The following is a 13266-nucleotide window of genomic DNA, read 5'->3' as shown; positions in this document are numbered from 1 at the left end:
AAAAATTGGATTTAGCATCCAATTTTAATTTAAAAACTCATTTATTCCTAAAACAATACCTTTAGCAATCTTATCCTGATAACTACTATCAATTAATTTCTGTTCCTCATCAACATTAGATAAAAAACCCATTTCAACAATAGTTACTGGCACTTGACACCAATTTATACCACTCATCGTATCGGTTATCGTTACTCCTCGATTCTTACTTCCCGTTTGCCAACAAATATTATTAACAACACTTTTAGATAAACTCTGACTAGCCTCAGCAATCTCACTGCAATATGGATTGGAAGATGATGGTGCCATCGTTAGCGTTCCCGTAGCACTACTTGAATCAGCACTATTACAATGAAGTCGAATAAATGCTGCAGCATTATTTTCATTGGCAATCTCGGCCCTTTGGGCATTAGAAAGATTAACATCCTGACTCGTTCTAACCATAATAACAGTATAACCTGCAGCTGTTAACTTATCTTGAAGTTTAAATGCTACTTCGAGATTGATATTTGATTCCAATGCACCAGTTGAAACACCAGTCGCTCCAGTTGTAACTTTAGCTTTAGTCTCACTTGCTCCCGGACCAATTGGTTCTTTGTCACTATTTCCATAACGTTGGTGACCAGCATCAATGACAATTACCCGACTATTATCATTAACTGGATTACTTGTTGTTCCATTTTCAGTTGTTTCTACAACAGGGGCTTCTTGTTGTAGAGTAATAATTCCCATTTGATCGTTACTAACAGCCTTGCTTGTAACTACCTCTTTAGGTTCCTGACATCCAGTGCATAATAATATGATAAAAAAGAAACTAATTATTTGCTTCATAATTTCACCCACTTCTAATCCATTATAACATAGATTATGAGTTAATGATGGGTTCGATTTGATTTATAATTATATCCTTTAATGTTTGGCAACTTTGATTAAATTTTTGCTGATCAACATCATTTAAATTTAAGGGCACAATTTTTTTAATTCCTTGGCGATTAATGATAGCAGGCACCCCAATATATAAACCTTGTTGCTTAAACTCACCTTCTTGATAAGCAGAAACAGTTAAAATAGCATTTTCATCTTCCATTATCGCCCTAATTAAGCGATTTAAAGCTAATCCTATTCCATAATAAGTAGCATTTTTACGTTTTATTATTTCATAAGCAGCTTCACGGACTTCTTGATAGATTTGATGTAGCTGATTCATATCAATATTCATTTCAATAATATATTCCATCAAACTTTTACAGCCAATATAAGTATTCATCCAAGGAACAAAGGAAGAATCACCATGTTCTCCTAATATATAAGCATGGATATTAGACACTGATACTTGTAAAAATTCACTTAATAAATATCGAAGTCGGGCGGTATCTAAAATCGTTCCACTACCGATTACTTGGTTAGCTGGTAAATTAGAGATTTGTTTTACCACGTATGTCATAATATCAACTGGATTACTGGCTACTATAATAATTCCAGCAAAGCCACTGGCGATAATCTGCTTTGTAATATTTTTCATAATTTTAGCATTTACAACTGTTAATTCTAATCTTGTTTGTCCTGGTTTTTGGTTAGCACCAGCAGTTATTACAACAATATCAGCATTAGCGCAATCACTATAATTTCCTACTTTTACTTTTAGACTACTTTTGCTATAGGGTAATCCATGGTTGATATCCATAGCTTCCCCGATTGCTTTTTCTTCATCAATATCAACTAAAACTAACTCATCAATTCCACCAGTATTTAATAGTGAATATGCCATTGACATTCCTACTAATCCCGTCCCAATTAAAACTATTTTCTTTAAATCATGGTTATCGTTCATAAATTTAACTCCTTTTTACACATTATTTATTGTTGGCAAACAAATTAAAAATATGCAAAAAAAGAGGTTTACCCTCTTAAAATATAAACGATAAAATATATCCAGCTATTAAAGCAATGACATATGAAAGTAAAAAGATTTTAGCAGTATCCTTTTTATCTTCATTATATCGAATTAATGCCATGGTTCCAACCCCAGCACTGGTCATCAACCCAGTAACCAAAGCTCCAAATCCAAGACCACCAGCAACATATAATTGCGTTAAAATAACGGAACCAGCACAGTTAGGAATAAATCCCACTAATCCAGCTATAATCGGTTGAAAAATCCAATGGGTTCTTAAAATATTTGTAAGATTATCTTCACCTACTAACGCTACTAAATACGTAAAAACAATATTCGTTAATAAAATAAAGAAAAATGTTGTAACGGTGTGTCGTAAAGCTGGAATCCAGATACTTTGCTGACAGCCACAGTCACATGGTTCTACTTGAAGATATTCATAATCGTCTTTTCCTTGATGATGAATTCCATCAACCACCATTCCTACTACTGTTCCAATCACAATTTTTAAAACAATTAAAATAATCATCATGGTCCATAAATTAGGATGGGCAATCAAAATAGCTAAGGCTTCATCACTAGTAGCCATAAAAATCGCAAGTAATGTTCCCATAGTGATATAGCGCATTGAATATAATCTTGCCGCCACTACTGAAAAGCCACATTGGGGAATACTACCTAAAATAGCTCCAATAAAAGGTCCTACTTTTCCAAACTCCATAATTTTATTAAGAGCATTTTGATTTGATATATACTCAACTATTAAGTAAGCAAAGAATAACACTGGCAAACTCATTAGTGATTCTTCAATTGGTTCAATTAATAATTCCATAAAAACCTCCTTTCATTCTTTTGAATTCTATCATAAACTTTATTTTTTTCCAAACAATACAATAATCATTTTAATTATAGCCAGTTGTTTACAATAATAAAATTAGCTATAATTAACAAAAAAGGTGGCTTATGAAAACAATCAGACAACAAGATATTAATATGATTAAAATAATTGTTTGTGATCTTGATGGAACATTATTTAATCGTTTTAAAAAAATAAGTTTAGAAACTATTAATTATTTAATTAACTTACAGCAGCATGGTTATACTCTAGTTCTAGCAACCGGCCGTTTCTTTTATGAACTAGAACCTTATATCAAGCAGTTAAAAATGAAAGACCATCATGGCTATGTCGTATGCTGCAACGGTCTTTCTATTTATGAATTAGCCACAAATAAAACCTTTCACTATGATTACTTAAATACCGATGATTTAGTACCATTGATTACATTAGCTGATAAATTAAAAATTAATTTACGAACTAATTACGAAAACAAATATCAGTTAAAAGTCAATCGTTGGATTTATCGTCTTATTCCAGCTATTCGCTTATTTACTAAACGTTATCCGGACTTAACATTCTATCGTCATAATGAAACAGTTCCTTGGAAACAAGTTGGTAAACTATGTTTTCTTTCAAGTCCCCGAAAATTAAAAAGAATCGAGAACGCAATTAAACATAACTTTTCTCATCAATATCAATTATATTACACAAGTCCCTTTTGTATTGAATTAGTAAAAAAGACGGTCAATAAAGCCTATGCTATAAATTATATTTGCAAACAGCTTAATTTATCACTTGATCATGTTTTAGCTTTTGGTGATGGTGGCAATGATGAATTGTTGCTAAGCCAAGCTAAAATTGGGATTGCTATGAAAAATGGTTTACGAACGACATGTAACCAGGCGCGTTATCTTTCTGATAAAACAAACAATCAAGATGGGGTTCTTGATTGTTTAAAAAAATTATTTAATTAGCTTAATCGGTTTTTAAAATCTTTGTAACCAAAGGATTTAACTACCGTTAATTTATCACCTTGTTTTAAAACAATACTTGGTAAATTCATACCATTAAAAGTATTGTTTTTTACCATTGAATAAATCGCCATATCTTTAAACCATAATTGTTGACCAATTTGTAATGGCTGATCAAATGAATAGTCACCAATAATATCACCAGCTAAACAAGTTGGTCCTCCTAAACGATAAGTATATTTTTTTACTCCCGGTTTATCACTATCAATAACATCAGGACGATATGGCATTTCTAAAACATCTGGCATATGACAAGCTGCTGATGTATCCATAATCGCAATATCTATTCCATTATGAACAATGTCTAACACACTAGATACTAAAAATCCAGCATTTAAGGCTACTGCTTCACCAGGTTCCAAGTAAACTTCAACTTGGTATTTTTCTTTGATTTCATTAATGATCTTGATTAATAATTCAATATCATAATCTTCTCTAGTAATATGATGACCACCACCAAAGTTTAGCCATTTCATCTGTTTTAAATATTTGCCAAACTTAGCTTCTACTGCTTTAATTGTTGTTAATAAATCATCACTATTTTGTTCACATAAAGTATGGAAATGCAATCCTTCAATTCCTTCTAACAACTCTTCATTAAAGTTTTCAAGCGTTACTCCCATTCTTGAATAGTCGGCACAAGGGTCATAAATGGCATGACCAACCTGAGTTGAGCATTCAGGATTAATTCTAATTCCACATGACGTATTAGTTGCTTTGGCCAAGTCCTGATATTTTTGCCATTGGTTAAATGAATTAAAAACCACATGATCACATAAACTCATGATTTCTTCAATTTCATCATCACGATAAGCAGCGCTATAGACATGATTTTCTTTTTTCATCTCTTCATATCCTAATTTAGCTTCAAAAAGGCCGCTGGCTGTCGTTCCATCTAAATATTGACCGATCAATGGATAGACACTAAACATTGAAAAGCATTTTTGTGCTAATAATATTTTGCATCCAGTTTGTTCTTTGACATAATGAAGAACTTCTAAGTTCTTTCTTAAAAGTTCTTCGTCAATTAAATAGTATGGCGTTTTCATTAGTCCACCAATACTGGATTACGATCTTCAATCCATGGTAATCCCCATTTATTTAAAGCATCCATGAATGGATCTGGATCGAATTCTTCAACATTATATACTCCAGGTTTTTTCCATTTTCCTTGTAATAATAGCATTGCTCCAATCATTGCTGGTACTCCAGTTGTATAGCTAACAGCTTGAGAACCAACTTCTTTATAGCATTCTTGATGATCACAGACATTATATAAATAGTATTTTTTGTATTCACCATCTTTTTTACCTTGGAAAATACATCCAATATTAGTTTTACCAACAGTTCTTGGTCCTAAACTAGCTGGATCTGGTAAAACTGCTTTTAAAAATTGTAGTGGGATAATTTGTTTTCCTTCAAATTCAATTGGTTCAATTGATGTCATCCCTACATCTTCTAAACATTTTAAATGAGTTAAATAGCTTTCACCAAAAGTCATGAAGAAACGGATTCTTTTGATACCAGGAATATTAATTCCTAATGATTCTAATTCTTCATGATGTAATAAATACATATCTTTTTTACCAACTTGGGCAAAATCATATTCACGTTTAATTTCCATTGGTTTTGTTTCAACCCAATGACCATCTTCCCAATAACTTCCATTAGCAGAAACTTCACGAATATTAATTTCTGGATTAAAGTTTGTGGCAAATGGATAACCATGGTCACCACCATTACAGTCTAAAATATCAATATAATTAATTTCGTCGAATTCGTGTTTTAAAGCATAAGCACTAAATACACCAGTAACTCCTGGATCAAATCCACAACCTAAAATTGCAGTTAAACCAGCTTGTTCAAATTTTTCTCGATAAGCCCATTGCCAGCTATATTCAAACTTAGCAGTATCTTCTGGTTCATAGTTTGCAGTATCGATATAATGACACCCTGCAATTAAACAGGCATCCATGATTTTTAAATCTTGATATGGTAATGCTAGATTTAAAACTACTTCTGGTTTAAAATCTTGCATTAAAGCTACTAATTCATCAACGTTATTAGCGTCAACCTTAGCTGTATGAATGATTGTTTTTGTTTTATCTTGTAATTCTTCTTTTAATTTATCGCATTTACTTTTTGTTCTTGAAGCAATCATAATTTCTTCAAATACATCACTATTTTGACAACATTTGTGAATTGCTACTGAGGCAACTCCACCACAACCAATAATTAATGTTCTTTTCATTTACTCTTCTCCTTTATTCATCGCTAATAATAATTCTCTTAATATTTTACAAGCTAAAGCTGTTGAAGCCCCGCTAGGATCATAAACTGGTGATAACTCGTTAATATCCATAGCCACCACGTTTAATGAACTTACCGCAATGATAGCTTCCAGCAATTCATTGAAGCTTACCCCTCCAGCTTCTGGTGTTCCTGTTCCAGGAAAAACACTTGGATCTAAAACATCAAGATCAATCGTAAAATAAACAGGATAGCCTTGACATTCTTCAATAGCTTGTTTTAATCCATTAAAGTTAAATTTATTTAAAATAGTATGTTCTTTAGCCCAGTAAAATTCTGCCCGTTCACCACTACGAATACCAAATTGATAAATTTTATGATCACCAACTAGGTCATGTGCTCTTTTAATAACTGAAGCATGCGATAATTTTTCACCTAGATATTCATCACGTAAATCAGTATGAGCATCAAAGTGAATAATCCGTAAATCTAGATATTTTTTATATGCTGCTTCAATAGCCCCCAAACTAACTAGATGTTCACCGCCAATCATACATGGCAGCTTGTTAGCATCTAGAATTGTTTTAGTTGTTTCATTAATCATATCTAAAGCTTTACGTGGATTTCCAAATGGTAATTCTAGATCACCGCCATCGAAAACTTTAATATCTTCCAGATCTTTATCTTGATAAGGACTATATGTTTCGATTCCAAAAGATTCTTTACGCATTGCACTTGAAGCAAATCTAGTTCCAGGCCGATAGGAAGTAGTACTATCCATCGGTGCTCCAAAAATTACACAATCAGCTTCTTCAAAAGTAGCATCTAATCCAATGAAAGTTTCAATATTTTTATTCCACATCTCTAAGTAACTCCTCTACATAATTTGGTAAAGCAAAGGAACCAACATGAATTCCAGTATTATAATACTTAGTTTTCATCCCTCTAGCATTCCATTTTGTTTTTTGGAAATCTTTAATTGGATGATATTTCTTTGAGGCAAAACCAAACAACCAGTGTCCTGATGGATAAGTTGGAATATGCGCCTGATAAACGCGTGAAATCGGAAAACTTTCTACAATTCGCTTATGAGCTCGTTGCATGGCAATCGCATCTGTTTGATAAAAAGGACTTTCATGCTGATTTACCATTATTCCTGCTTCATTTAATGCCTTATAACAATTACCATAAAATTCTTTCGTAAATAATCCTTCACCGGGACCAAATGGATCTGTCGAATCTACAATAATTAAATCATATTCATTTTCTTTAGTTCGAACAAAACGCAAACCATCTTGATAATAAATATTCAAACGAGGATCATCGAAACAACAAGCAGTAGTAGGCAAATATTTTTTACTTACTTCAACTACTAATTCATCAATTTCAACCATATCAATCGTTTCAATCGTCTCATAACGGCATAATTCACGAATAACTCCACCATCACCGGCACCAATAACAAGTACTTTTTTTACATTTGGATGAACGGCCATTGGAACATGGACAATCATTTCATGATAAATAAATTCATCTTTTTCAGTTAGCATCATATATCCATCTAATGCCAAAAAACGTCCAAATTCTTTAGAATCAAAAATATCAATTCTTTGAAATTCACTATGACCACTAAATAACTGTCGATCAACTTTAATTGAAAAATTCACACCATTCGTATGGCGCTCTGTAAACCATAGCTCCATTATTTCACCTCTTCCTTTAATACATTTAAATTATTTATTTCCATATCTTCCGGTCCTGTCATGAAGCACCCTTTTTCTTTGGCATATTCAATATAATCAAGAATTTCAGGAGTAATTTTTTCTCCTGGAGCTAAAATAGGAATTCCTGGTGGATAACACATAACAAACTCGCTACAAACACGGTTAGCACTTTCTTTTAGTGGCAATGATTCTTTTTCACCATAAAAAGCAACTTGTGGTGATACTATTACTTCCGGATTGATATACTCATGATCTAACATCCCCGTACGATCTTTTTTAAATCTTCTTCTTATTTCTGATAAAGCTCCTACCAAGCGTTCGATATTAGCTTCGCTATCACCAACTGATATATATGCTAAGACATTGCCGATGTCACCAAATTCAATTTGAATTCCATATTCATCACGCAACAAATCATAAACTTCGATTCCAGCTAAACCAACATCTAGAGTAAATATTGATAACTTAGTTACATCAAAATCATAAACACTATCGCCATTGATCAATTCCCGACAATAAGCATAATAATCACCAATTTGATTAATCTCTTCTCTAGCATAATGAGCTAAGCGACGAACTTTACTAAAAATCTCTTTGCCATTTAGTGCCAAATTTTTTCGTGACATATCTAAACTTACCATCAGTAAATAAGAACCGCTGGTTGTCTGTGTTAAATTAATGATTTGGCGTACATAATCTGCATTAACATTGGGACCCAGCAATAAAAAGGAACTTTGGGTCAAACTACCACCTGATTTATGCATACTGACACTGGCCATATCCGCACCGGCTTCCATCGCTGACATTGGTAATTCGTCACTGAAATAAAAATGGGTTCCATGTGCTTCATCAACTAAAGCCATCATATTATGTTGATGCGCTAAATCAACAATTGCCTTAATATTAGAACAAATTCCATAATATGTTGGATTATTTATTAGAATAGCTTTAGCATCCGGATTATCAATAATAGCCTGTTCAACTTGACTGACTGACATTCCTAAAGAAATTCCTAATCGCTTATCAACTTCTGGATTTACATAGATAGGAATCGATCCTGTCAAGATCATCGCATTGATGGCACTACGATGAACATTTCGAGGCATGATGATTTTTTCTCCAGCTTTAACACTAGCCATGATCATGCTTTGAACTGAAGATGTTGTCCCGCCAACCATGAAAAAAGCATGGGCAGCATTAAAGGCATCGGCGGCCAATTCTTCGGCTTCTTTAATAACTGAAACCGGGTGACATAAATTATCTAATGGTTTCATTGAATTAACATCAATGCTCATACATTTTTGTCCTAAAAACTCTGTCAATTCCCGATTACCCTTTCCATGTTTATGACCAGGAACATCAAAAGGAACCAACCGATCTTGCTTCATTTGTTGCAATGCCTCATATATTGGCATTCTACTTTGATCTAATTTCATTCGCTACCACCTCTAAAAAATATTACTTCCACTATATATTTCAATCATTTCCTGCCGTAAGTTATTGGTAATTTGTAACCTTTCTTTAGGCGGCAATTCATAAATATCGGTCTTAAATAAATAATTTTGTAAATCAATTTCCTTAATTAACATCTTAGTATGAAATAAATTTGCCTGATAGACATTGATATCAACCGCATCATATTTCAATAATGTATCTTGATTAATGTATTGTTGAATTGAAGTCATCGGATTATCCATAAATAATTTTTTACCTTTAATATCTCTAGTAAATCCGCGAACTCGATAATCCATGGTAATAATATCAGAATCAAAATTACCAATCAAAAAATCTAGTGTCGATAAAGGGGAAATTTCACCACAAGTTGAAACATCAATGTCAACTCTAAAAGTAGCGATACTAGTTTCAGGATGATATTCTGGATAAGTGTGCACCGTAATATGGCTTTTATCCAAATGTCCTAAAATTACTCGGTCATCAATTTCTTCGGTTCCTTTTCGTTCATTTTCTGCTAAGAGCATTGTTACACTAGCTCCTTGGGGATGATAGTCTTGTTTTGATACATTTAGTACCTGAGCTCCGATCATATTAGCTACTTGATATAAAATATCTGTCAAACGTTTAGAATTATACTGTTCATCAATATAAGCAATATAATCACGTTGTTCCCGTTGACTTTTAGCATAACAAATATCATAAATATTAAAGCTAAGTGATTTGGTTAGATTATTAAATCCATATAATTGCATCTTTTCATTCATTTGGTTTCCCCCTTAAAAAACAAAAAATCTCAAGTCGATTTCCAACTTGAGAATCAATCCATTATCATATTAGAACATCAGTGTTCTGGTTTGACTATTTGCAGAGTCTATATAGCAAGAATCACTTTTACTACTCTTATTGATTGTTTCACAAGCGTATGTACCTACTAGTACACGGTTAAATATTCACCAATTCAATGTCATTTTGACATCAACTTATAAAAGCTAATAACTTTCGTTATATCAATAAGGCAACAAAGTTGCCGATTCGGCTTTTGACCCAGCTGTCCGCATGGCTTTAACTCATTAGAGTGGTCAAAAATTCTTGCAAAATAAAATCTGTTTTTGCAACATCTTAATTATATATAATAATAATCGAAAATGCAACAACTTTTTCATAAAATAAAATAATTTGTTTAATATAGTAAACTAATAATGTTTCAAAATAAATTCTACTACCTGCTGATAATCATTGGTCGCAAATATCTTTGGGGGAATCGCATAAATATTTTTACATCCCTGAACCATTAATTTAGGTACTAGATAAGCAATTTGTGGTGCTAATAAAATTAAATCATAATTACCTAGTTTTTGATTAATCGTTAAATAACTGGATGCTTCTATTTCAATCGAAATGTTTAACAGTTTACAAAACTTTTTTATACCATCTACAAAATAAGTAGAAGTATAACCAGCACTACAACATAATAATACTTTAAGCTTTTTTTGATGATGATAGTTTTTAAATATTTTAATATAATCGTTAAATATCACTAATGATTGTTTAAAATTAATAAATTGGTAATGAACATAAAAAATTCTTTGCTTATTGTTTGTTTTAAAAATTTCATGTTCGACTAGATAATCACGATAAAAAGCTGAAATTCCAACTATATCATCTTTTTTAAAAAATATTTCACTAGAATCATGAGGATTGTTTTTTATCGAAACACCGGGAATATTAAGATTTTCCATCCATTTCTTATAAATCTTAAAATTAACATCCTGATAAAAATTATCCATCTTCCTCACCTTCTTTAGATTTCAATATTCGAAGTATTACTTATTATATTTATCGATTAGATCATAATAATTAATTTTCTTTTTGACATTATCATCATAATTAGTTTCAAAATAACAGGTATATAAAATATCTAAAATGAATAGTATCGATAACCTGGTTGAATAAGAAGAAATCTTTTTATAATGATTTTCATGATGGCTAATATATAGACGATAATCTGGTTTTAAATCTTTTAAATCAAAATCATATGCAGAAATCAGTAATAACTTACTTCCTCTTTCCTTGATAATTCTTGGTAAAATATCACTTAAAATTCCCCGACCTTGAAATGATATCATGATTGCAAAATGCCTCTTATCTCCAATTGAAGCAGTTAATCTTTGCTGATACTCTTCTAAAGGAACATTGACATTAACACCGATTTCCTGCATCTGAAATTTAAAATTTTCAGCAAAATAAATATTTCCAGCCGATGTGTAAACATCGATTTGTTTAGCTTTTTTCATTGCCTGAACAATATGACGTAATTCATCTAAATCAAATAGATTAGCAGTAAAATCAACCGTTTTTTGATAGTCCTCTTTAATTTTGGCAATAATTCCATAATGAGTTTGATATTGCTTTATCGGAAAATTAAAATCAAAATCCTGGTTTTCTTGAATATAACTATCAATACTATTAGAAATTCTAACTTTTAAATCCGATAAACCATTAAGATTCAGTTTATTACACAAGCGATAGACTGTTGCTTGCGAAACTGAACATTGCTGACAAAGATCTTTTGCGTTCATCGTTAAAACCCGATCAGGATTTTTTTAAATATATTCAGCAATTATCTTTTCATAATGTGATAATTTATCCAAATTATTTTGTAACTCGACAAATATATTTATCATTTTAATCACCTAAGATAATTTTATTATGAATCTAATCTAAATGTAAAGCACCCTATTGATTAAAAGCATCAATTTTAGCTAAGGCATCGTACAATACTTTTTCACCATTCATTAAACCATAATCTCGCATATCAATGATCTCAACTGGAATCTTACCTTCAGCTCGATCAGTTAATAATTTGACTTGGTGTCCAACTTGAGGACCTAATAAAACAATATCCCAATCTAATAATATTTTTTCAGCTTCAGTAACTCCTACGGCACTAATTTCAGCCTCAATGCCTTCTTTTTGAGCGGCATTTTGCATTCTTGTTACTAATAAACTAGTTGACATCCCAGCATTACAAGCTAATAATATTTTTTTCATTTTCTATTTCCTCCTTTATTTCTAGTTAAATTTTAGCATTTTTACTTCCTTTAACCCTTTTTTCATCTAATAAAGGAGATATTTATTATTAATTAAGATGATTATCTTAAATTATTGATAAAATTTTCTCTTCAGCACATATAAATTAGAGAATTTAATAATACAAAACTAAATACTATTAGTTTTCATATTGTTTTGGTATCTATACTACTAATGATATTTAATAACAATATAACTAAAAGTCTATAATTAAATTTAATCATAATTGTTTTAACAAAATTTTTGAACATAATAAAAGCAGCACTTTATTTATAGATTATTGAGTAGCTCTTAACTTAGACTATTACAAAAAACCCGATAAATTTACCGGGTTATATAACATCTATTATTTGATCTAAATTTTTATGATCATGTTTATTTATTGATTTCTTCAATCTGACAAACATGTTCTTTGGTTTTTCTATCATATGTTATTCCAACAATCAATAAATTATCTTTATAATGTTCCAAGGCTTTTGGATATTTCTTGTCCTTGATTTGTGCGATTGCTGTTTCTACATCTTGATTCCATTTTAATTCAATGATCATAGCTGGTTTGTCATACCTAGGAATAAATACCAAATCAGCAAATCCTTTTCCAGTTGGCATTTCTCTTATGATTGTATAATGATCTCTGGCTGAAATATAGGCTAATGATAATGTATAGGCTAAGGCATTTTCATTATTATAAGTAAGAATTGATGTATCTAGATGTGCTTCTTCGATATATTTTGCTACCTTCTCTTCTTCTTTGTTCCATGTTGCTTCTAACAACTCTCTGCTATTAAGCAATGCCTTTGTTGTTTCTTTCCAGTTAGAACTTTTAATAGAATTGACAAATGAATCAACTACTTCTTTATTAGGTATATAAGCTTTTTCTTCTTTTTTTATATATCCTAGATAACCTAGATGTATCAATAATGTCAATACATCATCTTTCAATTTAAAAGTCGTCATATCATTTTGAAATGATGATGTTTGCAC

14 protein-coding genes and 1 pseudogene are annotated in these 13266 nt (G+C 31.4%); 1 reads left to right on the top strand and 14 read right to left on the bottom strand.

All coding sequences use genetic code 11. From position 1 onward, the window contains the following. Positions 1–24: 24 nt before the first annotated feature. From Q0K54_RS00735 to Q0K54_RS00725, 3 genes are all read right to left on the bottom strand, one after another. A complete protein-coding gene (locus Q0K54_RS00735; RefSeq protein WP_294577925.1) occupies positions 25–831 on the bottom strand; it encodes an N-acetylmuramoyl-L-alanine amidase in 807 nt (268 codons plus the stop codon). Between the two features lie 34 nt (positions 832–865). Continuing rightward, on the bottom strand, positions 866–1831 hold the full coding sequence (locus tag Q0K54_RS00730; RefSeq protein ID WP_294577924.1) for an L-lactate dehydrogenase: 966 nt from the start codon (positions 1829–1831) through the stop codon (positions 866–868). A 76-nt stretch (positions 1832–1907) separates the two neighbouring features. Continuing rightward, positions 1908–2726 carry a putative manganese transporter gene (locus Q0K54_RS00725; protein ID WP_294577923.1) on the bottom strand — a complete coding sequence of 273 codons (819 nt, stop codon included), beginning with the start codon at positions 2724–2726 and terminating at the stop codon, positions 1908–1910. A gap of 131 nt (positions 2727–2857) precedes the next feature. On the opposite strand from Q0K54_RS00725, the gene Q0K54_RS00720 reads away from it, so the two are divergent. Continuing rightward, positions 2858–3706: an HAD family hydrolase gene (locus Q0K54_RS00720; protein WP_294577921.1), complete on the top strand. Its 849-nt coding sequence runs from the start codon at positions 2858–2860 to the stop codon at positions 3704–3706. Here Q0K54_RS00720 and nspC read toward each other — a convergent pair. The 11 genes and pseudogenes from nspC to Q0K54_RS00665 all read right to left on the bottom strand — a co-directional run. After that, positions 3703–4812, bottom strand: a complete 1110-nt coding sequence (gene nspC, locus Q0K54_RS00715; RefSeq protein WP_294577920.1) for a carboxynorspermidine decarboxylase — start codon at positions 4810–4812, stop codon at positions 3703–3705. The genes Q0K54_RS00720 and nspC overlap by 4 nt on opposite strands. Then, positions 4812–6014, bottom strand: a complete 1203-nt coding sequence (locus Q0K54_RS00710) for a saccharopine dehydrogenase family protein (RefSeq protein ID WP_294577918.1) — start codon at positions 6012–6014, stop codon at positions 4812–4814. Before Q0K54_RS00710 ends, nspC begins: the two co-directional genes overlap by 1 nt. Then, entirely contained in the window at positions 6015–6875 is an 861-nt protein-coding gene (gene speB, locus Q0K54_RS00705; RefSeq protein ID WP_294577916.1) for an agmatinase, read from the bottom strand. Next, positions 6865–7716: a polyamine aminopropyltransferase gene (gene speE / locus Q0K54_RS00700; protein ID WP_294577915.1), complete on the bottom strand. Its 852-nt coding sequence runs from the start codon at positions 7714–7716 to the stop codon at positions 6865–6867. The genes speB and speE overlap by 11 nt, the downstream gene beginning before the upstream one ends. Further along, on the bottom strand, positions 7716–9173 hold the full coding sequence (locus tag Q0K54_RS00695) for an aminotransferase class I/II-fold pyridoxal phosphate-dependent enzyme (RefSeq protein WP_294577913.1): 1458 nt from the start codon (positions 9171–9173) through the stop codon (positions 7716–7718). The genes speE and Q0K54_RS00695 overlap by 1 nt, the downstream gene beginning before the upstream one ends. Before the next feature lie 12 nt (positions 9174–9185). Next, positions 9186–9956 (bottom strand): adenosylmethionine decarboxylase, encoded by a 771-nt coding sequence (gene speD, locus Q0K54_RS00690; protein WP_294577911.1) that lies wholly within the window; start codon positions 9954–9956, stop codon positions 9186–9188. A 429-nt stretch (positions 9957–10385) separates the two neighbouring features. After that, the gene (locus tag Q0K54_RS00685; RefSeq protein ID WP_294577909.1) at positions 10386–10979 is read right to left on the bottom strand and encodes a PTS sugar transporter subunit IIB; all 594 of its coding nucleotides are present in this window, start codon (positions 10977–10979) and stop codon (positions 10386–10388) included. A 36-nt stretch (positions 10980–11015) separates the two neighbouring features. Further along, a complete protein-coding gene (locus Q0K54_RS00680; RefSeq protein WP_374011438.1) occupies positions 11016–11567 on the bottom strand; it encodes an SIS domain-containing protein in 552 nt (183 codons plus the stop codon). Positions 11568–11663: 96 nt separating this feature from the next. After that, positions 11664–11783 (bottom strand): annotated as a pseudogene (locus tag Q0K54_RS00675) (MurR/RpiR family transcriptional regulator); the annotation flags it as partial. 145 nt (positions 11784–11928) lie between these two features. Beyond that, the gene (locus tag Q0K54_RS00670; protein WP_294577908.1) at positions 11929–12243 is read right to left on the bottom strand and encodes a PTS sugar transporter subunit IIB; all 315 of its coding nucleotides are present in this window, start codon (positions 12241–12243) and stop codon (positions 11929–11931) included. A gap of 414 nt (positions 12244–12657) precedes the next feature. Then, positions 12658–13266: PD-(D/E)XK nuclease domain-containing protein (locus Q0K54_RS00665; protein WP_294577906.1), on the bottom strand; the 609-nt coding region annotated here is incomplete at its 5' end.

This window comes from uncultured Thomasclavelia sp. (assembly GCF_944324745.1).
Taxonomy (GTDB): Bacteria; Bacillota_I; Bacilli_A; order Erysipelotrichales; family Coprobacillaceae; genus Thomasclavelia.
This window is presented reverse-complemented; position numbering and strand designations above follow the sequence as displayed.

Excerpts from the sequence above, each read along its gene's own strand:
- Q0K54_RS00730 (WP_294577924.1), bottom strand. The coding sequence starts at position 1,831 with ATGAACGATAACCATGATTTAAAGAAAATAGTTTTAATTGGGACGGGA.
- Q0K54_RS00725 (WP_294577923.1), bottom strand. The coding sequence starts at position 2,726 with ATGGAATTATTAATTGAACCAATTGAAGAATCACTAATGAGTTTGCCA.
- Q0K54_RS00670 (WP_294577908.1), bottom strand. The coding sequence starts at position 12,243 with ATGAAAAAAATATTATTAGCTTGTAATGCTGGGATGTCAACTAGTTTA.
- Q0K54_RS00720 (WP_294577921.1), top strand. The coding sequence starts at position 2,858 with ATGAAAACAATCAGACAACAAGATATTAATATGATTAAAATAATTGTT.
- Q0K54_RS00710 (WP_294577918.1), bottom strand. The coding sequence starts at position 6,014 with ATGAAAAGAACATTAATTATTGGTTGTGGTGGAGTTGCCTCAGTAGCA.
- nspC (WP_294577920.1), bottom strand. The coding sequence starts at position 4,812 with ATGAAAACGCCATACTATTTAATTGACGAAGAACTTTTAAGAAAGAAC.
- Q0K54_RS00695 (WP_294577913.1), bottom strand. The coding sequence starts at position 9,173 with ATGAAATTAGATCAAAGTAGAATGCCAATATATGAGGCATTGCAACAA.
- Q0K54_RS00735 (WP_294577925.1), bottom strand. The coding sequence starts at position 831 with ATGAAGCAAATAATTAGTTTCTTTTTTATCATATTATTATGCACTGGA.
- speD (WP_294577911.1), bottom strand. The coding sequence starts at position 9,956 with ATGAATGAAAAGATGCAATTATATGGATTTAATAATCTAACCAAATCA.
- Q0K54_RS00685 (WP_294577909.1), bottom strand. The coding sequence starts at position 10,979 with ATGGATAATTTTTATCAGGATGTTAATTTTAAGATTTATAAGAAATGG.
- speB (WP_294577916.1), bottom strand. The coding sequence starts at position 6,875 with ATGTGGAATAAAAATATTGAAACTTTCATTGGATTAGATGCTACTTTT.
- speE (WP_294577915.1), bottom strand. The coding sequence starts at position 7,716 with ATGGAGCTATGGTTTACAGAGCGCCATACGAATGGTGTGAATTTTTCA.